Consider the following 24,239-nt stretch of genomic DNA (forward strand, 5'->3'; position numbering starts at 1 on the left):
AGACGCCGATGCTCGATATCAAGAACCTGCTGGTGCGCCGTGGTGAAGGCGCACAGGCTCATCATGTGCGACTGCCGCACTTGCAGGTCCGCGCCGGGGAAATCCTCGCCATCACCGGTGAGAGCGGCAGCGGTAAAAGCACGTTGCTCGAAGCCATCGGCCTGTTGCTCGCGCCGGTGGAACTCGAGCGCTTTCGGCTGGGTCCTACGCACGCCCAGGATATCGCCCAACTGCTGGCCACTGACGACCAGCCTGCTCTTGCCGCGGTGCGTTCACGGCATTTGGGATTCATTTTGCAGAGCGGCGGGTTGCTGCCGTTCCTGAGCGTGCGCGACAACATCAGCCTGCCGCGCCGTTTGCTCGGGATGCCGACCAAGAGTGATCACATCGACCACGCCGTTGACGTGTTGCGCCTGCAAGGGTTGCTGGATAAACAACCTCAGGCCTTGTCGATCGGCGAACGCCAGCGCGTTGCCTGTGTTCGGGCAATTGCCCATGAGCCGCTGCTGCTGTTGGCCGACGAGCCGACCGCCGCGCTCGACCCTCACGGTGCCCGGCGTTTGTTCGAGTTGCTCCTGAGCCTGGTGTCGAGCATGGGCCTGAGTGCGCTCGTTGTGTCCCATGACTGGGCCTTGCTGAAGGATTTCGGCTTGCCGCGACTCGGCGCTATCAGCCATCAAGGGGAGACGCTGTTTGAACCGATGGACTGATCGCTTGCACCTGCTGGGCTCACTGGCACTGCAAGACCTGTGGCACGACCGCAAGGTCTCGCTGTGTATCGCCGCCTCCCTGGTGGCGGTGATCGCGCCGCTGTTGTTGCTGTTCGGGCTCAAGCACGGGGTGGTCAGCCAGCTGCAGGACGAGCTGCTGCGCGACCCGCGTAACCTTGAAGTGAAGATGCTCAGCAACGGCAACTACGACACGGCCTGGATCGAGCGTTTGCGCCAGCGCCCCGAGACCGGTTTTGCCCTCGGCCAGACCCGCTCGCTCAATACCCAGGCTGACCTGCTGATCGGCATGCAACGGTTTGTCGAAGGTGCGGAAATCATCGCCACCGAGCCCGGCGACCCACAACTGAACCTGGCGTCACTCACCCCCGTCGGCAATCAAGTGATCCTCAGCGCCAGCGCAGCGCAACGCCTGCAAGCCAAGGCCGGTGACAGCGTGCAGCTGCGGGCCTTGCGCCGCCTGGAGGGTGTCAATGAACGGGGCGAGATGACGCTGACGGTACTGGCCGTGCTCGACGGTGCCCGCTTTGGTCGCGCTGCCGGGTTTGTCGCCCCGCCGCTGCTGCTGGCTCTGGAGCGCTTTCGCGACGGTTATCAGATCAATGAGTTCGGCGTTACCACCGGCAAGCCTCAGGATAATCTGCAACCGCTGTATGCCCGCGCCCGCGTGTATGCGCGTGACATCGATCAAGTCGCGCCGCTGGAACACTGGCTCAACGAACAACACATCGAAACGTCGAGCCGACTGGCCGACATCGACAACGTCAAAGCCATCAATCATGTGCTGGGGTTGATCTTCGGTGTGATCGCCATCGCGGCACTGATCGGCTGCGTGGCGTCCATGGTTGGCGCGTTCCTGGCCAACATCGATCGTAAACGCAAAAGCCTGGCAGTCCTGCGCCTGCTGGGTTTCAAACGCGGGTCCGTCGGCGGTTTCGTGGTCCTGCAAGCGCTGGTGCTGAGTCTGGCCGGCTACGTGGGCGGCCTGGGGTCTTATGCCGTGGGCAGTCATTTGTTCGACTACCTGCTCGGCGGCAGCCAGGCCACCGGCACCTTCGTTTGCCATATCACCGTCTGGCATGGCGTCGCCGCCCTGCTCCTGACCTTCCTGGTCGCTGCATTGGTGGCCATGATCGGCGCCCTGCGAGCCATCAACATCCAACCTGCGGAGAGTCTGCGTGAGCTATAAACGTTTCGGCTTGCTGTTACCCCTGAGCCTCGGCTACTTGCTCGACGCCTCGGCGGCGGGCTGGGAAGAGAAGTATTACAACCCGATGCCCGAGGCTGGCGACGTCGTACTGCCGATGCCCTGCGACGGTTCGATGGTGTTTCGCAAGGTGTTCATTCCGGTCGCAGGTCCCTTGGATGACTACCCGATCAACATCGGTCAGGACGGCGCGGAATACGGCTATGTCGAGCAGACCCGTCCAACCTTTATCGCCGGCAGTTTTACCGGGGCCAAGAACGACAAGTCCCGCTACTACCTGATGGCCAAGTACGAGATGAGTCAGTTGCAATACGCCGCGCTGACCGAAGCGACCTGCCCCACCGCCGCCACCAAGCTGCGCTTGCCGCAAACGGCGGTGAGCTGGGTGCAAGCCATCGACGCCGCCGACAAGTACAACCTGTGGCTGCGCAAAAACGCCGCCGGCAAGCTGCCAAAGGAAGACGGCGCCTTGGGTTTCCTGCGCCTGCCGACCGAGGTCGAGTGGGAGTTCGCCGCGCGCGGCGGGCTGGAAGTCGGCGCGGCTGAATTCCGCGACACGCACTACCCGATGCCAGAAGGCATCAACGCCTACGAGTGGTTCGCCGGGGCGCAATCGTCCAACGGCAAAGTGCAATTGACCGGTCTGCAAAAGCCCAACCCGCTAGGCCTGCATGACATGCTCGGTAACGTCGACGAAATGATGTTCGAGCCGTTTCGCCTGAACAAACTCGACCGCCAGCACGGTCAGGCCGGTGGCTATGTCGTCCGTGGCGGAAACTACCTGACTGCGCAGGCCGACCTGCATACTGCATTACGTAAGGAAGAACCGTATTACAATGCCGAAGGCCAGGTGAAAAACAAGACCACCGGCCTGCGACTGGTGCTGGTCTCCCCGACCCTCACCTCTCGCGAGCGAGTCGCCAGCATCGAAAGCAGCTGGAAGAAACTCGGCACCGGCAGCCAGGAACCCGAATCCGCCGACAAAGGCACCGTGCAATCGCTGAACAGCCTCGCCTCGGGCGTCGAAGACAAAGCGCTCAAGGAAAAGCTCCAAGCCCTCGAGAACCAGCTGCGCGCCAGTAACCAGCAGCAGGAAGAAACCCGCGACCAGGCGATCCGCGCCAGCCTCAACCTGGGTGCGTTCCTGTGCACCAAGATGCTCGACGACGGCCAGTACGTGGACTTCCTGCAAAAGAACTACAAGCTCAATTGCGAAGGCACGGACAAAGACGCCAGTTGCGACATGCGTAAAGGCAAGCTCGAGGAGCAAAAGGATCGCCTGCACAAACTCAGCCGTTACTACGCCAGCAGCCTGGTGGAGTCGGCTACCTTGTACGGCCAGCCACTGCTTGAAACACAAGTCCCGGTGATGGAAGAAATCATCACCCGCAACAAGCAGCTGCAAGACTTGAAACCTTATTTGCGCACGCACTGGGCCAATCAGAAAGCGTTCCTGCAAAAGCAGAAAATCGACACTGCAGCCTGGCTGAACAGCTGCAAAACCGTTACTCAATAACAACGCGTCAACACCGTTACGTAGGAGTTTCACCATGTCGCGCAGCCTTTGGACTCGCTTCAAACTACAGATCGCTTTCGTAGTCGCCAGCAGCCTGCTAATGACCGGTTGCGCCAACACTGGCAGTTCCATGCTCGGCGATGGCGAAGGTGAAGGTCCCGACCCGCGCCTGACCCAGGGCAATGACGCAGAGTTCTTCAGCAAGTCCGGATACCAGGCCTGCGCCGTCGGCGCTGGTGTCGGCATCCTTGCTTGCGCGCTGTCCAACAGCAACAACAAAACCGTGTGCGTCATCGCCGCCGGTATTACCGCGTGTGGCGTGGCCATGGGCGCGAACTATTACCTGGATCAACGTCGCGCCCAATATGCCGACACCACCACCCGCCTGGCGAAGATGAACAGCGACGTCGAACAAGACACGCAGAACGTGATCGCCCGGACAGCGACCGCCCAGCAAGTGATCAACGATGACCGTGCGCAAATTGCCCAGATCAAAAAGGACATCGCCAACAAGAAAGTCGACAAGAACAGGGCCCAGGCGCAAATCGCCGGAATCGATTCGGACATCGCGCGCCTGCGTAAAGACCTTGCCAACATGCGTACCAAAGTCACCGAGTACAGAAAAGTGGCAGACGCCGAGCGTTCACAAGGCTCCAGCGCCGAGATCCGGCAAGTGGAGATGAACATTCAGAGAATGAACCAGAAAGTCGTCAGCCTGCAGAAGGAAGTCGACGCTCTGTACAGCCAACGCTCCGCAATTACCCTGGGTTAAGCACATGACGCTACGACAACTGATGGTTATCACTGCCGTCCTGGCCCTGAGCGGATGCGCGAGCCAACCCGGCGAATGCGATGCAACCAATCGCGACAGCAGCATGCTGACCAAGATGAACTGCGACTATTCCGGTGGTTACAGCGACCAGGTCAAGCAGAAGGAACTGACCCTGAGCGAGTCCCGAAAGCAAAACGCAATGTTCCGTCAGGTGTACGAGAACATTCAGGCCCAGCAGCTCAGCACCAAGGCCGATCTGGCCAGCCAGCAGAAATCCCAGGCGGCGCTGAATCAGTCGCTGACGCAACTGCTGAACTCGCTCAAGGCCCGGCGCGGCAATGAAGCCCAGGTGCAGAAGCAGATTGCCGACCTCGAGAAGCAGCTCAAGGCTACGCAAGTAGCGCCAACGGCCAAACCAACGCCAGCGGCGCTGGCGGCCAAGCAGCAAGAGCTGAAAACGTTGCAGAAGAAGGTCAATCAGCTGCAATTCAGCCTCGGTTACGAAGAGTAACTTTCCACCCCGCAGGGCATCCCGACGGATGCCTGCTTTTTTCAGGAATCATCGTCATGCAGCGGGTCATCAGGGATGCGCAAGCCACATCGGAGGGGATGAGTGCACTGCAAGCCAAAGTCGCCCTCATCCAGAAACACTTTCCGCCGACCGTCGCCAGCCTGTTTGCCATCCCGCGGATGGGCAGCGGCGACGTGCTGGAATGGTGGACCGAACTGGGCGGCCAACCCACGCCTTATGCCGATCTCAACGAGGACGCGCAACGACGTTTGCTGCAAACCTATGAGGTGCGTCAGACGTCCCTCGGACAGCTGGCGGATGAACTGCAAAAACGCGGTCAACCGACGGAAGCGGATGACCTGCGCAGCCTGCTCGGCGCGCCTGAGCTGGACAAACTCTACAGCCTCAACGGTGAGCCTTTGGTGGTGCGCTGGAACCAGCGTCCGCCCAAACCGATCGTGCCGCCGGTGATTCCGGTGGCGCCGGTCGTACCGCCGTCGCGGCGTGGCTGGTGGCTCGCGGCGGCCTTGCTCGCGCTGCTGTTGCTGCTTCTGGCGCTCTGGCTCTGGTGGTTCCTGCACCGTGAGCCGGTTGTCGTGGTTCCGCCTGTAGCGCCTGTAGCGCCGGTGGTTACGCCTGCTGAGAAACCGGTTGAGAAGCCCGTTGAGAAGCCGGTTGAGCCTGTCCCCGAGCCTGTCGTGGAACCGGAACCGAAACCTGTTCCGCCGCCAGAACCCAAGCCAGAACCGGTACCGGTACCGGAACCCAAGCCGGTCCCGCCACCCAAACCGGCACCAGCACCAGCGCCGGCACCCGCACCCGCACCGGAACCCAAGCCGACCCCGCCACCCAAACCGGTTCCACCACCCAAACCGGAAGTGGCGGCCCCGCCACCCGCCCCGACGCTGGACAACTTCGCATGCCGCAAAACAGCGCCGAAGTCAGAGGTCCCGCAGTTCGTGGTGGTGCTCGACACTTCGGGCTCGATGGATTTGAACATCAAGTCAGTGAAAGCCGACGAGGACTGGTTCTACGGCCCTGACATCAACAAGCTCCTGGACCCGAACCGCACCATGCGGCTCACCTCCAAACCCAGCCGCATGGATGTCGCCAAGGAATCGCTGGCCGGCATGATCAACGGGCTGGACCCGAAAATCGACACGCGCCTGATCACCTTCGCTGGCTGCGAAAGAACACCGGACCGGGGTATGTACAAGTTCGGCGACCGCCCGCGGCTGATCAACGGGATTCGAGGCCTGATTCCAGACGACGGCACACCGCTGGCCGACAGCCTGGCCCACGCGGCGAGCACCGTCGATGGGCGCAATAACGATGCGGTTATCGTGATGTTCGTCGACGGCGAAGACGGTTGCGGGCAGGACGTTTGCGCGGTTTCCCGTCGAATCGCCAGGGAACAACCGCGCCTTCGGGTCAACGTGGTGAAAATCGGTGCTGGCGGCCCGTCACGCTGTATCGCTGAAAACACCGGAGGTCGGATTTACAACAGCACCAATGCGGCTGAGCTGGGTAACCTGTTGAAACAGGCGAGCAAGGAAGTCTCCAGCAATGCCAAGTGCAATTAGCTTGTTGCTGAATTGAGGTGACCCAGGTGCTCGACCGCCGGTAACTCCATGGCCCGAACCTCGCCCAGGAGGAAAACGCTGAGGCGGCGCAAACGCTCGCCTCCGGGGCGGGTTTTCGGCCAGACCAGGTAATAATTCTCACCGCTGGCGACCGCCGTCGGCCACGGCAAGCTCAGACGCCCCTGCGCAACGTCCTCAGCCACCATCAACAAATCGCCCATGGACACGCCATAGCCTCGGGCGGCGGCGATCATCCCCAGCTCCAGCGTGTCGAACACCTGGCCGCCCTTGAGTGAAACTTGATCGGTCAGGCCCATGCGCTCCAGCCAACTGCGCCAGTCGCGACGGTCGGGCGTTGGGTGGAGCAGTTCGGTGCTGGCCAGGCGTGCAACATCCCAAGGCTGATCGTTCAGAAGGTTAGGCGCGCCCACCGGAATCAGTTCCTCTGGAAATAACAAAGTAGCCTCCCAGTCCGGCGGGAAATGCCCGTTGCTGAGGATCACGGCGCAATCGAACGGTTCCTGATTGAAGTCCACCGAGTCGATGTCCATCCAGGCGCTGGTCAGCTGTACTTCATTGCCCGGTTGAAGGTGCCGAAAACGGCTGAGCCGCGCCAGCAACCAGCGCATGGTCAAGGTCGACGGGGCTTTCATGCGCAGGATGTCGTCCTCGGCGCGCAAGGTATTGCAGGCGCGCTCCAGGGCGGTGAAACCGTCACGAATGCCCGGCAGGATCAACCGCGCCGATTCGGTCAGCTGCAGATTACGACCACTGCGGTGAAACAGGCGGCAGGCAAAATGCTCCTCGAGGGTACGAATATGCCGACTGACTGCACTTTGGGTAATCGACAACTCTTCCGCGGCCCGGGTAAACGACGTGTAGCGCGCCGCCGCTTCGAATGCGCGCAGGGCATATAAAGGAGGAAGACGACGCGACATCAGGAAAGCTCCTACAGCAATTTTGAATACCCTAGCAGAAACTCTCCAGCATGAGTTTGAATCATGCTACCCATCCTTTTTATCCCTTTGTGCAATCGCCGCAGAGCGCCGAAAATCGACGCTTTCCTGTCCTCTTTGATAAACGAGCGTGATGACCATGCAGCATCCAGCGCGTATTGAACTCTGGGCCATCCTGCGGCTGGCGGGGCCGTTGATCGCCTCGCAGTTGGCGCACATGCTGATGGTCCTCACCGACACCCTGATGATGGCGCGCCTGAGTCCCGAGGCACTGGCCGGTGGTGGACTGGGCGCGGCGACCTATTCGTTCGTGTCGATTTTCTGCATCGGCGTGATCGCTGCGGTCGGTACGCTGGTGGCCATCCGCCAGGGTGCCGGCGATATTCTCGGCGCCACCCGGTTGACCCAGGCCGGGCTGTGGCTGGCATGGTTGATGGCGCTGGGCGCCGGCCTGTTGCTGTGGAACCTCAAGCCGGTACTGCTGCTGTTCGGCCAGACCGAAAGCAACGTCCAGTCGGCCGGTCAGTTCCTGATCTTCCTGCCGTTCGCCCTGCCCGGCTACCTGAGCTTCATGGCCCTGCGTGGCTTTACCAGCGCCATCGGCCGGGCAACGCCGGTTATGGTCATCAGCCTGGGCGGTACCGTCGCCAACTTCCTGCTGAATTACGCGCTGATCACCGGGATGTTCGGCTTACCGAAACTGGGGCTGATGGGTATTGGCCTGGTCACGGCGATTGTCGCCAACCTGATGGCTCTGGCGCTGGCGTGGCACATTCGCCGGCACCCGGCCTACGACGCCTATCCATTGCGCCAGGGCTTGTCGCGGCTCAACCGCAAGTACCTGAAGGAACTGTGGCGCCTGGGCCTGCCGATTGGCGGCACCTACGCCGTGGAGGTCGGGCTGTTTGCCTTCGCCGCGCTGTGCATGGGCACCATGGGCAGCACGCAACTGGGGGCGCACCAGATCGCCCTGCAAATCGTCTCGGTGGCCTTCATGGTGCCCGCTGGGATTTCCTACGCGATCACCATGCGCATCGGTCAGCATTACGGTGCCGGGCAGTTGCTGGACGCACGGCTGGCCGGAAGGGTTGGCCTGGCTTTCGGCGCGGCGGCGATGCTGTGTTTTGCGATGGTCTTCTGGCTGTTGCCGAACCAGCTGGTCGGACTGTTTCTCGATCACAACGACCCGGCCTTTCGCGACGTCATCAACCTGGCCGTGAGCCTGCTGGCAGTGGCGGCGTGGTTCGAGCTGTTCGACGGCACGCAAACCATCGCCATGGGCTGCATTCGCGGGCTCAAGGACGCCAAGACCACCTTCCTGGTGGGCCTGGGCTGTTACTGGCTGATTGGCGCCCCGGCAGCCTGGTGGATGGCGTTTCACTTGGACTGGGGGCCAACGGGCGTCTGGTGGGGCCTGGCGCTGGGGCTGGCCTGCGCAGCTGTGAGCCTGACGCTGGCGTTTGAGTGGAAGATGAAGCGGATGATTCGGCGGGAGCCTGCGACGGCACACAGTTTCGAGGCCGCCTAGCCCTGTAGGAGCGAGCGGGCGGCGTTCCGACTTGCCCGCGAATGGCATTACTCGGTGTTACTGATACACCGTGTAACGGCCTTCGCGGGCAAGCCACGCTCCTACAGGTTTTGCGTTTAGACCACGATTTCCAGCGGCGCCTGCTGATTGCCGTCAAACATCAGGTATTCCACCAGATCCGCCAACGGCAACGGCTTGCTGATCAAATACCCCTGCACCTGATCGCAATTGAACCCGCGCAACAGCTCCAGTTGCTCCGACGTTTCCACACCCTCGGCGACCACTTCCAGGTTGAGGTTGTGCGCCAGGTTGATCATCGCGTGCACCAGTTTGCGATTTTCTTCGCGCTGCTCCATGCCGCCGACAAAGCTCTTGTCGATCTTCAACAACGTGATCGGCAGGCTGTTGAGGTGCACAAAGGATGAAAAGCCGGTACCGAAGTCATCGAGGGAGAAGCGCACACCCAGGCGCCCAAGGGCATCCATGGTCTGCTTGACCAGGTCGCTGCGGCGCATGACCGCGGTTTCGGTCAGTTCGAACTCCAGCCATTGCGCTTCGACACCGCGCTCGCTGATCAACCGGCTCAGGGTCGAGAGCAACTGGCTGTCCTGAAACTGCCGGAACGACAGGTTGATCGCCATGTGCAACGGCGGCAAACCGAGCTCAAGCAACGCCTGCATATCGCGCAAGGCCCGGGAAATGACCCAGTAACCCAGCGGCACGATCAAACCGCTCTGCTCGGCCAGCGGCACGAACTCGCTCGGCGGCAGCAAGCCGCGCTCGGCATGACGCCAGCGCACCAAGGCTTCGAGGCCGACGATCTGCCCGTCTTCAAGGTTCATTCGGGGCTGGTAATGCAGTTCCAGCTCATCGCGACGCAAGGCCCGGCGCAACTCGGTTTCGAGGTCGGCGACGCTGCGGGCATTGCGGTTGATGCGTTCGTTGAAAATGTGAAACGTGCAGCCCTGGGTGCTCTTGGCCTGCTGCATGGCGATATGCGCATGCCACATCAACGGGTCGGCGCCCGCCTGTGCCCGGGCATGGGCAATGCCCAGGCTGGAGCCGATCAGCAGGCTTTCGCCGTCGACCCAATAAGGCTCGGCCAGCGCTTCGGTGATGCGCTCGGCCATCCATTCCGCGCGTTGAGGGGCGCGGCGGGTGTCGATCAGCAAGGCGAACTCGTCGCTGCCCAGTCGCGCCAGTTGATCGCCGGCTTCAAGCTGGCCTTTGAGCCGCGCGACCACCTGCAGGATCAGGCGGTCGCCGGCCTGGTGGCCAAGGGCATCGTTGGCGTAACGGAAGTTGTCGAGGTCAAGATGACCAAGGGCCAGGCCGCGGCCATCGTTTTCCGCCAGCCGCGCCGTCAGCAGGGTCTGGAAACCCTGGCGATTGGCGATGCCGGTCAGCGGATCCTGCTCGGCCAGGCGTTGCAGGGTGTTTTCCAGCAAGCCGCGCTCACGCACATGGCGCAGGCAACGGCGCAGCATGCCCGGGTCGAGATGGTCGCGTACCAGCCAGTCGCTTACACCGTCGGGCGGGATCAGGGGCTCATGCTCGAGCAGCAACACCGTCGGCAGGCAGCAACGGCCCGGCGCCGGCTGGAGAGCCGGGATCGTCAACAACACCGCACCGCGGCTGTCATCGAACAGACTGCTGACCGACTCCCAGCTCGGTGCGCTGATGAGCACGGCCGAGCTCCCCATCGGAGCCAGACACTCGCGCAACAACGCTGCCCACGCTGGCTCTTCGGCCAATAGCAGCAAACGCAAGGGTTCGACAGGCGTAGACAATCTAGCTCCCTAGACTCTGCAAAGATGTAGGCGACGGCATTATGCCGCGCCGATCCCTGATGACCAATGGACATCCGAGGCCTTTGTATCCGGAATTACGAACATTAGACGCGATTTCGTTGTGCATCCTGCGTGAAAGTAACAAAACCGGCAAATACAGATCGCGTTATACGTCACAAGTCGGAGAGAGCAGCACAATTCGCTGAGCCTGTTAAAATGCCGGCCCATTTCGTGACTGACTCCTGAATTTATCTATGTCCCGACTCAATCCCCGGCAGCAAGAAGCCGTGAGCTACGTCGGCGGCCCTCTTTTGGTGCTCGCCGGTGCAGGCTCCGGCAAGACCAGCGTGATCACCCGAAAGATTGCCCACCTGATCCAGAACTGCGGCATTCGCGCCCAGTACATCGTCGCCATGACCTTCACCAACAAGGCCGCGCGCGAGATGAAGGAGCGGGTCGGCACCCTGCTGCGCGCCGGTGAAGGCCGCGGCCTGACGGTCTGCACCTTCCACAACCTGGGTCTGAACATCATCCGCAAGGAACACGTGCGGCTGGGCTATAAACCCGGTTTCTCGATTTTCGACGAGACCGACGTCAAGGCCCTGATGACCGACATCATGCAGAAGGAATACTCGGGCGACGACGGCGTCGACGAGATCAAGAACATGATCGGCGCCTGGAAAAACGACCTTATCCTGCCGGCCCAGGCCCTGGAAAACGCGCGCAACCCCAAGGAACAGACCGCCGCCATCGTCTACACCCACTACCAGCGCACGCTCAAGGCGTTCAACGCGGTGGACTTCGACGACCTGATCCTGCTGCCGGTGAAGCTGTTCGAAGAGCACGCCGACATCCTGGAAAAGTGGCAGAACAAGGTGCGTTACCTGCTGGTGGACGAATACCAGGACACCAACGCCAGCCAGTATTTGCTGGTGAAGATGCTGATCGGCAAACGCAATCAGTTCACCGTGGTAGGCGACGACGACCAGTCGATCTACGCCTGGCGCGGCGCCCGCCCGGAAAACCTGATGCTGCTCAAGGACGACTATCCGTCCCTGAAAGTGGTGATGCTGGAGCAGAACTACCGCTCCACCAGCCGTATCCTGCGCTGCGCCAACGTGCTGATTTCGAACAACCCCCACGAATTCGAAAAGCAGCTGTGGAGCGAAATGGGCCACGGCGACGAGATCCGGGTGATCCGCTGTCGCAACGAAGACGCCGAAGCCGAGCGCGTGGCCGTGGAAATCCTCAGCCTGCACTTGCGCACCGACCGGCCCTACAGCGATTTCGCGATCCTGTACCGGGGTAACTATCAGGCCAAGTTGATCGAACTTAAGTTGCAGCATCATCAGGTTCCCTATCGCCTGTCCGGCGGCAACAGCTTCTTCGGGCGCCAGGAAGTGAAAGACCTGATGGCCTACTTCCGCCTGATCGTGAACCCGGACGACGACAACGCCTTCCTGCGCGTGATCAACGTGCCGCGCCGCGAGATCGGTTCGACTACGTTGGAGAAGCTGGGCAACTACGCCACCGAGCGAAAAATCTCGATGTATGCCGCCACCGACGAAATCGGCCTGGGCGAGCATCTGGACAGCCGCTTCACCGATCGCCTGTCACGCTTCAAGCGGTTCATGGACAAGGTCCGCGAGCAATGCGCCGGTGAAGACCCGATCTCCGCCCTGCGCAGCATGGTCATGGACATCGACTACGAGAACTGGCTGCGTACCAACAGCTCCAGCGACAAGGCTGCCGACTACCGCATGAGCAACGTGTGGTTCCTGATCGAAGCGTTGAAAAACACGCTCGAGAAGGATGAAGAAGGCGAGATGACCGTCGAAGACGCCATTGGCAAGCTGGTGCTGCGCGATATGCTCGAGCGTCAGCAAGAAGAGGAAGAAGGTGCCGAAGGCGTGCAGATGATGACCTTGCACGCCTCCAAGGGCCTGGAATTCCCCTACGTGTTCATCATGGGCATGGAAGAGGAAATCCTTCCGCACCGCTCCAGCATCGAAGCCGACACCATCGAAGAAGAACGCCGGCTGGCCTACGTGGGCATTACCCGTGCGCGTCAGACCCTGGCCTTCACCTTTGCCGCCAAGCGCAAGCAGTACGGCGAGATAATCGACTGCGCACCGAGCCGCTTCCTCGATGAACTGCCGCCGGACGACCTGGCCTGGGAAGGCAACGACGACACACCGACCGAAGTCAAAGCCGTGCGTGGCAATAGCGCATTGGCAGATATACGCGCGATGTTAAAGCGCTAGAATTGACCACTTTATTTAGACCTTCGGCGCAAAAGGCGCCAAAAGAGGACAGCTTCATGGAAGCCCTGCACAAGAAAATCCGCGAAGAAGGCATCGTGCTTTCCGATCAGGTCCTGAAAGTCGACGCCTTTCTGAACCACCAGATCGACCCGGCCCTGATGAAGCTGATCGGCGATGAATTCGCCACGCTGTTCAAGGATTCGGGCATCACCAAGATCGTCACCATTGAGGCGTCGGGCATTGCGCCGGCGATCATGACTGGCCTGAACCTGGGTGTGCCGGTGATTTTCGCTCGCAAGCATCAGTCCCTGACCCTGACTGAAAACCTGCTGTCGGCGACCGTTTACTCGTTCACCAAGCAGACCGAAAGCACCGTGGCGATTTCTCCGCGCCACCTGACCAGCAGCGACCGCGTGCTGATCATCGATGACTTCCTGGCTAACGGCAAGGCGTCCCAGGCGCTGATCTCGATCATCAAGCAAGCCGGTGCCACCGTGGCCGGCCTGGGGATCGTGATCGAGAAGTCGTTCCAGGGCGGTCGTGCGGAGCTCGATGCCCAGGGTTATCGCGTAGAGTCGCTGGCGCGCGTGCAATCGCTGAAGGATGGCGTTGTAACCTTCATCGAGTAACCCCCCTGTGGGAGCCAGCCTGCTGGCGATGGCGTCGTGTCAGTCAACATCTTCATGACTGGCAGACAGCAATCGCCAGCAGGCTGGCTCCCACAGTTGTTTTATTTGTTGGCGTTATTGCGCGGTGGCTTTCAGGCCAGTCAGCAGCAACCGCTGAAACAAATCCTCCTTCAGTCCTTCCGGGCTGGTCAGTTGCATCCGCTCCAGATGTTCCGGGTACAAAGAAGGATCAGGCGCATCCAGCGCAGCCTTGCCCAACTCCAGCACTTCACTCAGCTTGAACTTGCTCTTCAACCAGTTCAGCGCCCGCAACACATCCCGCTCCACCTCCGTGAAATCACACCCCAGCGGATATTCCGGAAACAACGGCGAATGCCGCGCCTGAATCGCCTGCAACCGCTGTGGTGTGTTGTCGGTGAAACGCGGCCCCAGGTGGAAATCCTTCGGTAACTTGCCGACTTTCTGTGCCTGCTCGATCAAGCCCGGCTGAAAACGCGAGTCGCTGATGTTCAACAGGGCCTCGATCACCGCCGCATCGGTTTTTCCGCGAAGATCGGCAATGCCGTACTCGGTGACCACGATGTCGCGCAGGTGTCGCGGGATGGTGCAATGACCGTACTCCCAGACAATGTTGGAACTGACGTCACCGCCAGACTCGCGCCAACTACGCAGCAGCAACACCGACCGCGCACCTTCCAGCGCATGCCCCTGGGCAACGAAGTTGTACTGCCCACCCACGCCGCTGACCACGCGCCCGTCTTCCAGCTGATCCGCCACACCGGCACCGAGCAGGGTTACGGTAAACGCGGTGTTGATAAATCGTGCATCGAGCCGCTGCAAGCGCTTGAGCTCTTCCTGCCCGTACAACTCGTTTATGTAGCTGATGCGGGTCATGTTGAACTCGAGCCGCTTGCTCTGCGGCAACTCGCGCAGGCGCTGATAGAAACTGCGCGGGCCGAGGAAGAAGCCGCCATGCACGGAAATACCGTCGGTTTGCGCCGCTTCGTCGAGGGTGCCGGCATTCGCCTGCTGCTGGGTCGGCACATCCGGGTACACCTTGCGCCGCACGATCCCGGCATCGGCCAGCACCAGCAAGCCGTTGACGAACATTTCGCTGCAGCCGTACAGGCCCTTGGCGAACGGTTCGATACCGCCTTCGCGCTCGATCAGTCGTGCCCATTGGCTCAGATCCAGGTCGCTCAGCAAAGCCTTGTAAGCGCCGTTGTCGGCCTGACGCGCCAGCAATGCAGCGGTCAGCGCATCGCCCATGGAACCGATGCCGATCTGCAGGGTGCCGCCATCACGCACCAGCGTACTGGCGTGCAGGCCAATGAAGTGATCCTGCAAACCCACCGGCATGTTCGGCGTGGAAAAAAGCGTGGTGCTGTCTTTCTCGTCGATCAGCAGGTCGAAGGTGTCGATGCCGACTTCAGCGTCACCGGGCATGTAGGGCAAATCGTCGTGCACCTGTCCGACCATCAGGATCGTCTCCCCGGCGGCCCGGCGCCTGGCGATCATCGGCAGCAAGTCGAGGGTGATGTCCGGGTTGCAGCTCAGGCTCAAGCGATCGGGGTGTTCGGCATGGCTGGCCAGCCGTTGCGCGACCAGGTTCAACCCGGCGGCGTTGATGTCCCGGGCGGCATGGCTGTAGTTGCTGCTGACGTAATCCTGCTGGGCCGACGCACTGTTGAGCAGGCTACCCGGCAGCATGAAAAATTGCTGGATGTGGATGTTGGCTGGCAGGTTGTCGCGCTGTAGGGCGGCGAGGAAATCCAGTTCCGGATAATCACCAAAGACCCGTTCGATAAAGGGTTCGAGAAAGCGCTTTTGCAATCCGTCGCCCAAGGCGGGACGGCCAAGGCACAGGGCGGTGTAGATCGTCAGTTGCCGCTGCGGCAATTGCGCGACACGTTGATACAGCGCGTTGACGAAGGGGTTGGGTTTGCCCAGGCCCAAGGGCAGGCCCATGTGGATATGCGCCGGCAACCTCGCCAACACCTCGTCGACCGCTTGCTCGATAGAACACAGCTGCACCATCCGATCCTCCCGTACATTCCATGAAGTGGGGTTGGACCGAGCTTGCCGGGTCTTTGCTGCAATGAACAGCCTCGGGCGGCAAATCGCAGGCACAAAAAAGCCGCTCGCAAGCGGCTTTTTCGCGAAAGAGGCGGACGGGTTACAGGCCCGACATCTCTTTGATGGCGCCCTTTAGCTCGTCGTCGGAGCAGTCGGCGCAGGTGCCTTTTGGCGGCATCGAGTTGATACCGGTAATGGCTTTGGCCAGGATGCCGTCGAGGCCGCCCTGGTGATCGGCGCGCTCTTTCCACGCGGCTTTGTCACCGATTTTCGGCGCGCCCAGCAGGCCGGTGCCGTGGCAAGCATTGCAATGCTTGGCAATCACATCCTTGGGTGCCTTGGCACCACCGCCACCGCCCGCCGCAGCGGCGACTTCCATGCCCTTGCACTCTTTGCCCTGGACACAGACCTGGCCGACTGGCTCAAGGCGCTTGGCGATTTCGTCGTTGGTCGCAGCTTGAGCGCTGACAGCCCAGAGGGCCAGTACGGTTGCTGGTGCGGCCAGCATTTTCATAATTAGATTCACGCGTTCACCCTCAATGGTGGCTAGTCACGCCTACGGCCACGGTTCGCAGGCGGGCGCAAGTATAGCGGTAAGCCCGCGACACTGAAACAACCCCAAAGTCGAAGGGGTCTTGTTGCGCAACGGTCAAACGTCTCGGGTGCCTCGGCCATGCTGGCAGGGCGCCTCTTTCCTTAAAAGTTCGCGGGTGTTGCTGCGCTGATTAGTCGCGCTGGCGCATCGAACGGATTACGGAAACGATGCGGCTTGGTACTTTCAAAGTAGTAGCTATCGCCGGCTTCGAGCACAAATGTTTCAAGCCCGACCACCAGCTCCAGCCGCCCTTCTACCAAAATGCCGGTTTCCTCGCCCTCATGGGTGAGCATCTCGTCACCGGTGTCGGCGCCTGGCGGGTAGATTTCATTGAGGAACGCGATAGCGCGGCTCGGGTGGGCCCGGCCGACCAGTTTCATGGTCACTGCACCATCGGAAATATCGATCAGCTCGTTGGCTTTGTAGACGATCTGAGTCGGTTTTTCCTGGAGGATTTCTTCGGAAAAGAACTCGACCATGGACATGGGAATCCCGCCCAACACCTTCCTCAGCGAACTGATCGAGGGGCTGACGCTGTTCTTCTCGATCATCGAAATCGTGCTGTTGGTGACGCCCGCGCGTTTGGCGAGCTCACGCTGGGAAAGACCTTTGAGCTTGCGGATTGATTGCAGTCGTTCACCGACGTCCAATGCAGGAGCCTCCAGGGATTCAGGTTGTTGGAATATTGAGCGTTATCATGGCGACAGCGTTCAGTATTTACAACACCTTGACCTGAATCCTGTTCGGCGAGGCGACTTCCGGTCCGGGCGGTTTAGCCCTCGCTCCCGGAATAGAGCATTGGCACCCGGCGCAGGTTGCAGAAGATCTGGTAAGGAATCGTGCCGGCGGCAATGGCCACGTCGCTGGCGAGGATGTTTTTACCCCACAACTCGACGGTCGAGCCCAGACCCGCTTGTGGAATATCAGTCAGATCGACGCACAGCATGTCCATCGACACCCGGCCGATCAACTGGCTGCGTTGCCCAGCGACCAATACTGGCGTGCCGGTCGGCGCCAGCCGCGGATAGCCGTCGGCGTAACCCATGGCCACCACGCCAACGCGCATCGGCTTTTGGGTAATGAATCTGGCGCCATAGCCGATTGGCTCGCCGGCAGGCAATTCACGGACGCTGATCACCTTCGATTCAAGGGTCATCACCGGTTGCAGGCGCGAGGCCACGGCATTGGCTTCCTCGAACGGCGTGGCGCCGTAGAGCATGATGCCCGGACGCACCCAGTCGCTGGGAATCTGTGGCCAACCGAGCACCGCAGGGGAGTTTCGCAGGCTGACCTCGGCCGACAAGCCCTGACGCGCCTCTTCGAAGACTGCGACCTGCTCGGCACTGGCCTGGCAGTTCAATTCGTCGGCACGGGCGAAGTGGCTCATCAGCACGATCTTCGCGACCTTGCCGCTGGCCAGCAGCCGTTGATAGCCCGCCTGATAATCCTTCGGATGCAGACCAACCCGGTGCATGCCCGAGTCGAGCTTGAGCCAGACCGTGATCGGCTTGCTCAATGCGGCTTTCTCGATCGCCTCGAGTTGCCACAGCGAATGCACCACGCACCAGAAATCATGCTCGACGATCAGCGACAACTCATCGGCTTCGAAAAAACCTTCCAGCAGCAACACCGGCGCGCGAATGCCCGCCGCCCGCAACTCCAAGGCCTCTTCGATGCAGGCCACGGCAAACCCGTCCGCCTCGGCTTCCAGCGCCTGGGCACAACGCACGGCGCCATGGCCATAGGCATCGGCCTTGATCACCGCGAGGGCACGGGCCCCCGTGACTTCACGGGCGAGTCGGTAATTGTTGCGCAGGGCTTGGAGGTCGATCAGGGCACGGGCAGGACGCATGGCGGCAGACTTCTGGTCGGTCGTTTAAAAAAACCGGCGCTGCGGGCGGCGATAACCGCCAGTAGCACCGGGAGAGGGATCTTTCTGAGTGCTGACTTCAGGACAGTTATGGCAGAGCGGCTACAACCGACAGCTCCACCAGGATTTCCGGTTCGCACAACTTCGCTTCAACCGTGGCACGGGCCGGTGCAACGCCTTTGGGCAACCACTGGTCCCACACCGCGTTCATGCCTTCGAAATGAGCGTCGATGTCTTTCAGGTAAATCGTCACCGACAGCAATTGATGCTTGTCGGTGCCGGCCAGATCGAGCAAACGCTCGATATTGGCGAGGGTTTCACGGGTCTGCTGTTCAATCCCGGCGTTCATGTCGTCGCCGACCTGCCCGGCCAGGTAAACCGTGCCGTTATGGGTGACGATCTGACTCATGCGCTCATTGGTGAGCTGGCGCTGGACTGACATGCTTTGCAGGCTCCTGGATTTTGTTGCCATAACGGGAAATATCGAGGCCTTCGGCGCTGATCTGCGGCTTTCTCTTGGCCATCAGGTCAGCCAGCAAGCGGCCAGAGCCACAAGCCATGGTCCAGCCGAGGGTGCCGTGACCGGTGTTCAGGAACAGGTTCTTGAACGGGGTAGCACCGACAATCGGCGTACCGTCCGGCGTGGTCGGACGCAGGCCGGTCCAGAAGCTGGCCTCAGCCAGATTGCCGCCCTGAGGATAAAGGTCGTTGACGATCATCTCCAGGGTTTCGCGCCGACGCGGGTTCAGCGACAGGTCAAAACCGGCAATCTCCGCCATGCCGCCAACGCGGATGCGGTTGTCGAAACGGGTGATCGCGACCTTGTAGGTCTCGTCGAGAATGGTCGAAGTCGGGGCCATCGCCGGGTTGGTGATCGGCACGGTCAGGGAGTAACCCTTGAGCGGATACACCGGCGCCTTGATGCCCAGTGGCTTGAGCAGTTGCGGCGAGTAGCTGCCGAGGGCCAGCACGTAGCGGTCAGCGGTTTCCAGCTTGCCGTCGATCCACACGCCGTTGATGCGATCACCGGCGAAGTCGAGGCTTTGGATGTCCTGGCCGAAACGGAATTGCACACCGAGGTTAGTGGCCATTTCCGCAAGCTTGGTGGTGAACATCTGGCAGTCGCCAGTCTGGTCGTTCGGCAGGCGCAGGGCGCCGGCGAGGATGTTGGTGACGCTGGCCAGTGCCGGTTCAACGCGAGCGATGCCTTCGCGGTCGAGCAGCTCGAACGGCACGCCGGACTCTTTCAGCACGGCGATGTCTTTCGCGGCGCCATCAAGCTGGGCCTGGGTGCGGAACAGTTGCGTGGTACCAAGGCTGCGGCCTTCGTAGGTGATACCGGTTTCGGCGCGCAATTCGTCGAGGCAGTCACGGCTGTACTCGGACAGGCGAACCATGCGCTCCTTGTTCACCGCGTAACGGCCAGCGGTGCAGTTGCGCAGCATCTGTGCCATCCACAGGTACTGATCGATGTCGGCAGTGGCCTTGATCGCCAGGGGCGCATGGCGCTGCAGCAGCCATTTGATGGCCTTGAGCGGCACACCCGGCGCGGCCCACGGCGAGGCATAGCCCGGCGAAACCTGCCCGGCGTTGGCGAAACTGGTCTCCATGGCAGCAGCCGGCTGCCGGTCCACCACCACCACTTCAAACCCGGCACGCGCCAGATAATAAGCACTGGTGGTACCGATGACGCCGCTACCCAAGACCATAACGCGCATTTTCATTTCCCTCATCGCGGCTAGCCGCTGACGTTTGTTGTTCAAAGCTTCGGATGTGCGCAGTGTAAAAAAGATTTGCCAGTGCTTTTCACTATATAAGCGCCTATATTTGGCGACAATTCTCGGCAAAAACCCTTTTCACGGAGGCGCATCCCCTATGCGTACCAACACTCAGACCAAACGTGAGCTGGACAAGATCGACCGCAACATCCTGCGGATCCTGCAAGCGGACGGGCGCATATCCTTTACCGAGCTTGGGGAAAAGGTCGGGCTCTCGACCACGCCCTGTACCGAGCGAGTGCGGCGCCTGGAGCGCGAAGGGATCATCATGGGCTACAACGCCCGGCTCAATCCGCAGCACCTCAAGGGCAGTCTCCTGGTGTTCGTCGAGATCAGCCTCGATTACAAGTCCGGCGATACCTTCGAAGAGTTCCGACGCGCGGTGCTGAAGCTGCCCCACGTCCTGGAGTGCCACTTGGTGTCAGGAGATTTCGACTACCTGGTAAAGGCGCGGATTTCCGAGATGGCTTCGTACCGCAAACTGCTGGGCGACATCCTGCTCAAGCTGCCGCATGTGCGCGAATCCAAGAGCTATATCGTGATGGAAGAGGTGAAGGAGAGCTTGAGCCTGCCGATTCCGGATTGAGGCTCTTTTAAACAAGCACCTGCCGATTCGAAGCCATGTACTCAAAGACCTGCTTCTCGACACTCGGATGAATCAACTCCACCGGCCCGCGCCCATTGGGGCACGGCAAGGTCTTGGTGGTGCCAAACAACCGACAGATCAGCGGCCGCTCGTCATACACCGTGCAGCCGTTCGGCCCCAGATGGACGCAATTGAGTTCATCCATCGCCGCATCCTGCTCGGCGCGGCTCTTGCGTGGCAGGCGGGACATTTCCTCCGGCGAGGTCGTTACCGGGCCGCAGCAGTCGTGGCAGCCGGGGACGCACTCGAACGAGGGAATCTGCTGGCGCAACGTGCGAATTTTCTGACTGTTGCAGCTCATGCAAACCACTACCGATCTCGAAACAGAAGTGGATTCTGACGTAAAAGCTCCGATCCAGACAGCACCGGCCGACCAATGTTGCCCGCCTTCGAGGTCCGGCTTATGCTCCGTCAAATTTTCCAGATGCACCAATCAGGATCACGCACATGAATGGCCGTGCCCAGCAGCCTGCCCCGAATCACCGGCACACCGCCTCCTATTACGCCGCCAGCAGCCTGCCTCAGCCCGACTATCCGCGGCTGACCGGCGAACTAGTGGCTGACGTTTGCGTGGTCGGCGGCGGATTCTCCGGGTTGAACACAGCGCTGGAACTGGCGGAACGCGGCCTGAGCGTGGTGCTGCTTGAAGCCCATAAAATCGGCTGGGGCGCCAGCGGCCGTAATGGCGGGCAGTTGATTCGAGGGGTTGGCCATGGCCTGGATCAGTTTGCCAACGTGATCGGCACCGACGGTGTACGCCAGATGAAGCTCATGGGCCTGGAAGCGGTGGAAATCGTTCGACAGCGGGTCGAGCGTTTCCAGATCCCCTGCGACCTGACCTGGGGCTACTGCGACCTTGCCAACAAGCCCCGCGATCTCGAAGGTTTCGCCGAAGACGCCGAAGAATTGCGCAGCCTCGGCTACCGCTACGAAACCCGTCTGCTGCAACCCCATGAAATGCACACCGTGGTCGGCTCCGACCGCTACGTCGGTGGCTTGATCGACATGGGCTCCGGGCATCTGCACCCGCTGAACCTGGCGCTGGGCGAAGCCGCCGCCGCGCAGCAATTGGGCGTGAAGCTGTTCGAACAGTCGGCCGTGATGCGCATTGATTACGGTCCCGAGGTCAAGGTACATACGGCCCAAGGCTCGGTACGGGCAAAAACGCTGGTACTGGGCTGCAACGCCTACCTCAATGAACTCAACCCCGAACTCAGCGGCAAGGTGCTGCCCGCCGGCAGCTATATCATCGCCACCGAACCCTTGAGCGAAGAATTGGCCCACGCACTCCTGCCGCAAAACATGGCGGTCTGCGATCAGCGGGTGGCACTGGACTACTACCGACTCTCGGCGGATCACCGCCTGCTGTTCGGCGGCGCCTGCCATTACTCGGGGCGAGACCCGAAAGACATCGCCGCCTATATGCGGCCGAAGATGCTGGACGTCTTCCCGCAATTGGCCAGCGTGCGGATCGATTATCAGTGGGGCGGGATGATCGGCATCGGCGCCAACCGTCTGCCGCAGATCGGGCGGCTCAAGGACCAGCCGAACGTGTATTACGCCCAGGCCTATTCGGGTCATGGCGTGAACGCCACGCACCTGGCGGGCAAGTTGCTGGCCGAGGCCATCAGCGGGCAGCACAGTGGTGGCTTCGATCTGTTCGCCCAGGTACCGCACATCACCTTCCCCGGCGGCAAGCATTTGCGCTCGCCGTTGTTGGCGTTGGGGATGTTGTGGCATCGGCTCAAAGAGTTGGTCTGAAAGGTTTTCGGTGCCTGTACCGACGCTTTCGTCGGAACGCCGCCCGGAGCAAGCCCGCTCCCACATTGGATCTCCAGTGAACACGGGTATTGTGTTCGACTACGATCAAAATGTGGGAGCGGGCTTGCTCGCGAATCGAAAGAGCACCGCAAAAATCAGATCCGCCAGAAAGGCTTCAACCCCTCCTCCCGCGCCTGCTCACGCGTCAGCCCGATATCCTTGAGCTGGGCGGGTGTCAGCTCCAGCAATGCCTTGCGCGTGTGCCGACGACACCAGAACCGATTCCAGCGATTCAAGCTGGACGGCGCATTGCGCATGTCCGCCTCGCGCGCACCGTGATCTTGCCCTGCCGTCAGCTCCTGACTGTGTAACGTCAGCCGCACATCGCTCAAGCCGTTCATTTTGATTGCTCCTGTTTACTTGGGTAGCCAGAGCTTTCATGATGCGTGGACGGTGAAAAGCATTACAGATTCAACCAAACTGTATTATCTCCATACAGATTTGCCGCCAGACGCACTGAATCCTGATTTTTGGACCCATCTGTACTGGTCAATCACATGACCTTTGACGAGACTGCACCATGACGCTCTACGTCAACCTCGCCGAATTGCTCGGCACGCGAATCGAACAGGGCTTCTATCGCCCCGGTGACCGACTGCCATCGGTGCGGGCGTTGAGCGTTGAACATGGCGTCAGCCTGAGCACGGTGCAGCAGGCTTATCGCGTGCTTGAAGACAGTGGACTGGCCACGCCAAGGCCTAAATCCGGATATTTCGTGCCGGCCAGCCGCGAGCTGCCCGAACTTCCAGCGGTGGGCCGGCCGGCACAGCGACCGGTGGACATTTCCCAATGGGATCAGGTGCTGGAGCTGATTCGTGCGGTGCCGCGCAAGGACGTCGTGCAACTGGGTCGCGGCATGCCCGACATCACCACCCCGACCCTCAAGCCGCTGCTGCGCGGCCTGGCGCAGCTCAGTCGCCGACAAGACATGCCTGGCCTGTATTACGACAACATCCACGGCAATCTCGAACTGCGCGAACAGATCGCCCGGTTGATGCTCGATTCCGGCTGCCAACTGGGCCCTGGCGACCTGGTGGTAACGACCGGCTGCCACGAAGCGCTGTCCACCAGCATTCGCTCCATTTGCGAGCCGGGCGATATCGTGGCCGTGGATTCGCCAAGCTTTCATGGCGCCATGCAAACCCTCAAGGGCCTGGGCATGAAAGCCCTGGAAATACCCACAGACCCGCTCACCGGGATCAGCCTGGATGCATTGGAACTGGCACTGGAACAGTGGCCGATCAAGGCCATACAGTTGACCCCCAACTGCAACAACCCGCTGGGCTATATCATGCCGGAGTCGCGCAAACGCTCGCTGTTGACACTTGCGCAGCGCTTTGACGTGGCAATCATCGAAGACGATGTGTATGGCGAGCTGGCCTACAGCTATCCGCGCCCTCGCACCATCAAATCCTTCGACGAAGACGGTCGCGTCCTGCTCTGCAGTTCATTTTCCAAGACCCTCGCGCCCGGCCTGCGCATCGGTTGGGTCGCCCCGGGACGCTATCTGGAGCGCGTGCTGCACATGAAGTACATCAGCACCGGCTCGACCGCGCCGCAACCGCAGATTGCCATCGCCGAGTTTCTCAAGGCCGGTCATTTCGAACCGCATTTGCGGCGGATGCGCACCCAATACCAGCGCAATCGCGACGCGATGATCGATTGGGTGACGCGGTACTTCCCCGCAGGCACCCGTGCCAGCCGCCCGCAAGGCAGCTTCATGCTGTGGGTCGAACTGCCGGAAGGCTTCGACACCCTGAAACTCAATCGCGCCTTGCACGATCAGGGCGTACAGATTGCCGTCGGCAGCATCTTTTCCGCCTCGGGCAAATATCGCAATTGCCTGCGCATGAACTACGCTGCCAAACCAACGGCACAGATTGAAGAAGCCGTGCGCAAGGTCGGGGCCGCCGCCATCAAGTTATTGGCGGAGACCGATGGGCTGATCGACTGACCTTTCTGCGCAGAC

Annotated in this window: 22 protein-coding genes; 12 read left to right on the top strand and 10 right to left on the bottom strand. The window is 60.9% G+C overall.

The window, feature by feature from the left end; translation table 11 throughout:
• Nucleotides 1-8 precede the first annotated feature (8 nt).
• From OH720_RS31000 to OH720_RS31025, 6 genes are read left to right on the top strand one after another with little or no spacing between them, the layout of a single operon-like run.
• Nucleotides 9-710, top strand: a complete 702-nt coding sequence (locus OH720_RS31000; protein WP_272604017.1) for an ABC transporter ATP-binding protein — start codon at nucleotides 9-11, stop codon at nucleotides 708-710.
• Nucleotides 694-1,917, top strand: a complete 1,224-nt coding sequence (locus tag OH720_RS31005) for an ABC transporter permease (protein ID WP_272604018.1) — start codon at nucleotides 694-696, stop codon at nucleotides 1,915-1,917. Before OH720_RS31000 ends, OH720_RS31005 begins: the two co-directional genes overlap by 17 nt.
• Complete coding sequence (locus OH720_RS31010; RefSeq protein WP_272604019.1) at nucleotides 1,907-3,451, top strand: SUMF1/EgtB/PvdO family nonheme iron enzyme; 1,545 nt, start codon at nucleotides 1,907-1,909, stop codon at nucleotides 3,449-3,451. Before OH720_RS31005 ends, OH720_RS31010 begins: the two co-directional genes overlap by 11 nt.
• Before the next feature lie 34 nt (nucleotides 3,452-3,485).
• Nucleotides 3,486-4,223 (top strand): hypothetical protein, encoded by a 738-nt coding sequence (locus tag OH720_RS31015; protein WP_008054633.1) that lies wholly within the window; start codon nucleotides 3,486-3,488, stop codon nucleotides 4,221-4,223.
• Between the two features lie 4 nt (nucleotides 4,224-4,227).
• Nucleotides 4,228-4,734 carry a hypothetical protein gene (locus OH720_RS31020; protein ID WP_272604020.1) on the top strand — a complete coding sequence of 169 codons (507 nt, stop codon included), beginning with the start codon at nucleotides 4,228-4,230 and terminating at the stop codon, nucleotides 4,732-4,734.
• A 56-nt stretch (nucleotides 4,735-4,790) separates the two neighbouring features.
• Nucleotides 4,791-6,317 (top strand): vWA domain-containing protein, encoded by a 1,527-nt coding sequence (locus OH720_RS31025; protein ID WP_272604021.1) that lies wholly within the window; start codon nucleotides 4,791-4,793, stop codon nucleotides 6,315-6,317.
• Here OH720_RS31025 and OH720_RS31030 read toward each other — a convergent pair.
• Nucleotides 6,314-7,255: a LysR substrate-binding domain-containing protein gene (locus OH720_RS31030; RefSeq protein WP_180202161.1), complete on the bottom strand. Its 942-nt coding sequence runs from the start codon at nucleotides 7,253-7,255 to the stop codon at nucleotides 6,314-6,316. The genes OH720_RS31025 and OH720_RS31030 overlap by 4 nt on opposite strands.
• 157 nt (nucleotides 7,256-7,412) lie before the next feature.
• Here OH720_RS31030 and OH720_RS31035 point away from each other — a divergent pair, with 157 nt between their 5' ends.
• Entirely contained in the window at nucleotides 7,413-8,801 is a 1,389-nt protein-coding gene (locus tag OH720_RS31035) for a NorM family multidrug efflux MATE transporter (protein WP_272606542.1), read from the top strand.
• Between the two features lie 116 nt (nucleotides 8,802-8,917).
• Here the strand turns inward: OH720_RS31035 and OH720_RS31040 are convergent, their stop codons facing one another.
• Nucleotides 8,918-10,591 (bottom strand): putative bifunctional diguanylate cyclase/phosphodiesterase, encoded by a 1,674-nt coding sequence (locus tag OH720_RS31040; protein WP_272604022.1) that lies wholly within the window; start codon nucleotides 10,589-10,591, stop codon nucleotides 8,918-8,920.
• Nucleotides 10,592-10,845: 254 nt separating this feature from the next.
• On the opposite strand from OH720_RS31040, the gene rep reads away from it, so the two are divergent.
• Together rep and OH720_RS31050 are read left to right on the top strand one after the other, a co-directional pair.
• Nucleotides 10,846-12,855, top strand: a complete 2,010-nt coding sequence (gene rep / locus OH720_RS31045) for a DNA helicase Rep (RefSeq protein ID WP_272604023.1) — start codon at nucleotides 10,846-10,848, stop codon at nucleotides 12,853-12,855.
• 56 nt (nucleotides 12,856-12,911) lie between these two features.
• Nucleotides 12,912-13,484, top strand: a complete 573-nt coding sequence (locus tag OH720_RS31050) for a xanthine phosphoribosyltransferase (RefSeq protein WP_007934646.1) — start codon at nucleotides 12,912-12,914, stop codon at nucleotides 13,482-13,484.
• Between the two features lie 114 nt (nucleotides 13,485-13,598).
• Here OH720_RS31050 and OH720_RS31055 read toward each other — a convergent pair whose 3' ends face one another.
• The 6 genes from OH720_RS31055 to dadA form a co-directional block, all read right to left on the bottom strand.
• The gene (locus tag OH720_RS31055) at nucleotides 13,599-15,521 is read right to left on the bottom strand and encodes an acetyl-CoA hydrolase/transferase C-terminal domain-containing protein (RefSeq protein ID WP_272604024.1); all 1,923 of its coding nucleotides are present in this window, start codon (nucleotides 15,519-15,521) and stop codon (nucleotides 13,599-13,601) included.
• 139 nt (nucleotides 15,522-15,660) lie between these two features.
• Entirely contained in the window at nucleotides 15,661-16,074 is a 414-nt protein-coding gene (locus OH720_RS31060; protein WP_306669899.1) for a c-type cytochrome, read from the bottom strand.
• Nucleotides 16,075-16,256: 182 nt separating this feature from the next.
• A complete protein-coding gene (locus OH720_RS31065; RefSeq protein ID WP_007947433.1) occupies nucleotides 16,257-16,805 on the bottom strand; it encodes a cupin domain-containing protein in 549 nt (182 codons plus the stop codon).
• A gap of 122 nt (nucleotides 16,806-16,927) precedes the next feature.
• A complete protein-coding gene (alr, locus tag OH720_RS31070; protein WP_272604025.1) occupies nucleotides 16,928-18,007 on the bottom strand; it encodes an alanine racemase in 1,080 nt (359 codons plus the stop codon).
• Between the two features lie 106 nt (nucleotides 18,008-18,113).
• Nucleotides 18,114-18,467, bottom strand: a complete 354-nt coding sequence (locus OH720_RS31075) for a RidA family protein (protein WP_180202157.1) — start codon at nucleotides 18,465-18,467, stop codon at nucleotides 18,114-18,116.
• On the bottom strand, nucleotides 18,439-19,743 hold the full coding sequence (gene dadA / locus OH720_RS31080) for a D-amino acid dehydrogenase (RefSeq protein ID WP_272604026.1): 1,305 nt from the start codon (nucleotides 19,741-19,743) through the stop codon (nucleotides 18,439-18,441). The genes OH720_RS31075 and dadA overlap by 29 nt, the downstream gene beginning before the upstream one ends.
• Nucleotides 19,744-19,900: 157 nt before the next feature.
• On the opposite strand from dadA, the gene OH720_RS31085 reads away from it, so the two are divergent.
• Entirely contained in the window at nucleotides 19,901-20,389 is a 489-nt protein-coding gene (locus OH720_RS31085) for an Lrp/AsnC ligand binding domain-containing protein (protein ID WP_003177284.1), read from the top strand.
• A 7-nt stretch (nucleotides 20,390-20,396) separates the two neighbouring features.
• Here OH720_RS31085 and OH720_RS31090 read toward each other — a convergent pair whose 3' ends face one another.
• The gene (locus OH720_RS31090) at nucleotides 20,397-20,750 is read right to left on the bottom strand and encodes a YkgJ family cysteine cluster protein (RefSeq protein ID WP_180202155.1); all 354 of its coding nucleotides are present in this window, start codon (nucleotides 20,748-20,750) and stop codon (nucleotides 20,397-20,399) included.
• A gap of 146 nt (nucleotides 20,751-20,896) precedes the next feature.
• Between OH720_RS31090 and OH720_RS31095 the strand changes: the two genes are divergently transcribed.
• Entirely contained in the window at nucleotides 20,897-22,210 is a 1,314-nt protein-coding gene (locus OH720_RS31095; RefSeq protein ID WP_272604027.1) for an NAD(P)/FAD-dependent oxidoreductase, read from the top strand.
• A gap of 155 nt (nucleotides 22,211-22,365) precedes the next feature.
• On the opposite strand, the gene OH720_RS31100 is transcribed toward OH720_RS31095, so the two are convergent.
• On the bottom strand, nucleotides 22,366-22,611 hold the full coding sequence (locus OH720_RS31100) for a DUF1127 domain-containing protein (RefSeq protein ID WP_272604028.1): 246 nt from the start codon (nucleotides 22,609-22,611) through the stop codon (nucleotides 22,366-22,368).
• A gap of 179 nt (nucleotides 22,612-22,790) precedes the next feature.
• On the opposite strand from OH720_RS31100, the gene OH720_RS31105 reads away from it, so the two are divergent.
• The gene (locus OH720_RS31105) at nucleotides 22,791-24,224 is read left to right on the top strand and encodes an aminotransferase-like domain-containing protein (RefSeq protein ID WP_272604029.1); all 1,434 of its coding nucleotides are present in this window, start codon (nucleotides 22,791-22,793) and stop codon (nucleotides 24,222-24,224) included.
• Nucleotides 24,225-24,239 lie beyond the last annotated feature (15 nt).

It is taken from the genome of Pseudomonas sp. WJP1, from assembly GCF_028471945.1.
In the GTDB taxonomy this organism is placed as follows: Bacteria; Pseudomonadota; Gammaproteobacteria; order Pseudomonadales; family Pseudomonadaceae; genus Aquipseudomonas.

Excerpts from the sequence above, each read along its gene's own strand:
- OH720_RS31095 (WP_272604027.1), top strand. The coding sequence starts at position 20,897 with ATGAATGGCCGTGCCCAGCAGCCTGCCCCGAATCACCGGCACACCGCC.
- OH720_RS31035 (WP_272606542.1), top strand. The coding sequence starts at position 7,413 with ATGCAGCATCCAGCGCGTATTGAACTCTGGGCCATCCTGCGGCTGGCG.
- OH720_RS31015 (WP_008054633.1), top strand. The coding sequence starts at position 3,486 with ATGTCGCGCAGCCTTTGGACTCGCTTCAAACTACAGATCGCTTTCGTA.
- OH720_RS31075 (WP_180202157.1), bottom strand. The coding sequence starts at position 18,467 with ATGTCAGTCCAGCGCCAGCTCACCAATGAGCGCATGAGTCAGATCGTC.
- OH720_RS31025 (WP_272604021.1), top strand. The coding sequence starts at position 4,791 with ATGCAGCGGGTCATCAGGGATGCGCAAGCCACATCGGAGGGGATGAGT.
- rep (WP_272604023.1), top strand. The coding sequence starts at position 10,846 with ATGTCCCGACTCAATCCCCGGCAGCAAGAAGCCGTGAGCTACGTCGGC.
- OH720_RS31100 (WP_272604028.1), bottom strand. The coding sequence starts at position 22,611 with ATGAACGGCTTGAGCGATGTGCGGCTGACGTTACACAGTCAGGAGCTG.
- OH720_RS31105 (WP_272604029.1), top strand. The coding sequence starts at position 22,791 with ATGACGCTCTACGTCAACCTCGCCGAATTGCTCGGCACGCGAATCGAA.
- OH720_RS31020 (WP_272604020.1), top strand. The coding sequence starts at position 4,228 with ATGACGCTACGACAACTGATGGTTATCACTGCCGTCCTGGCCCTGAGC.
- dadA (WP_272604026.1), bottom strand. The coding sequence starts at position 19,743 with ATGCGCGTTATGGTCTTGGGTAGCGGCGTCATCGGTACCACCAGTGCT.
- OH720_RS31090 (WP_180202155.1), bottom strand. The coding sequence starts at position 20,750 with ATGAGCTGCAACAGTCAGAAAATTCGCACGTTGCGCCAGCAGATTCCC.
- OH720_RS31000 (WP_272604017.1), top strand. The coding sequence starts at position 9 with ATGCTCGATATCAAGAACCTGCTGGTGCGCCGTGGTGAAGGCGCACAG.
- alr (WP_272604025.1), bottom strand. The coding sequence starts at position 18,007 with ATGCGTCCTGCCCGTGCCCTGATCGACCTCCAAGCCCTGCGCAACAAT.
- OH720_RS31060 (WP_306669899.1), bottom strand. The coding sequence starts at position 16,074 with ATGAAAATGCTGGCCGCACCAGCAACCGTACTGGCCCTCTGGGCTGTC.
- OH720_RS31050 (WP_007934646.1), top strand. The coding sequence starts at position 12,912 with ATGGAAGCCCTGCACAAGAAAATCCGCGAAGAAGGCATCGTGCTTTCC.
- OH720_RS31030 (WP_180202161.1), bottom strand. The coding sequence starts at position 7,255 with ATGTCGCGTCGTCTTCCTCCTTTATATGCCCTGCGCGCATTCGAAGCG.
- OH720_RS31085 (WP_003177284.1), top strand. The coding sequence starts at position 19,901 with ATGCGTACCAACACTCAGACCAAACGTGAGCTGGACAAGATCGACCGC.
- OH720_RS31055 (WP_272604024.1), bottom strand. The coding sequence starts at position 15,521 with ATGGTGCAGCTGTGTTCTATCGAGCAAGCGGTCGACGAGGTGTTGGCG.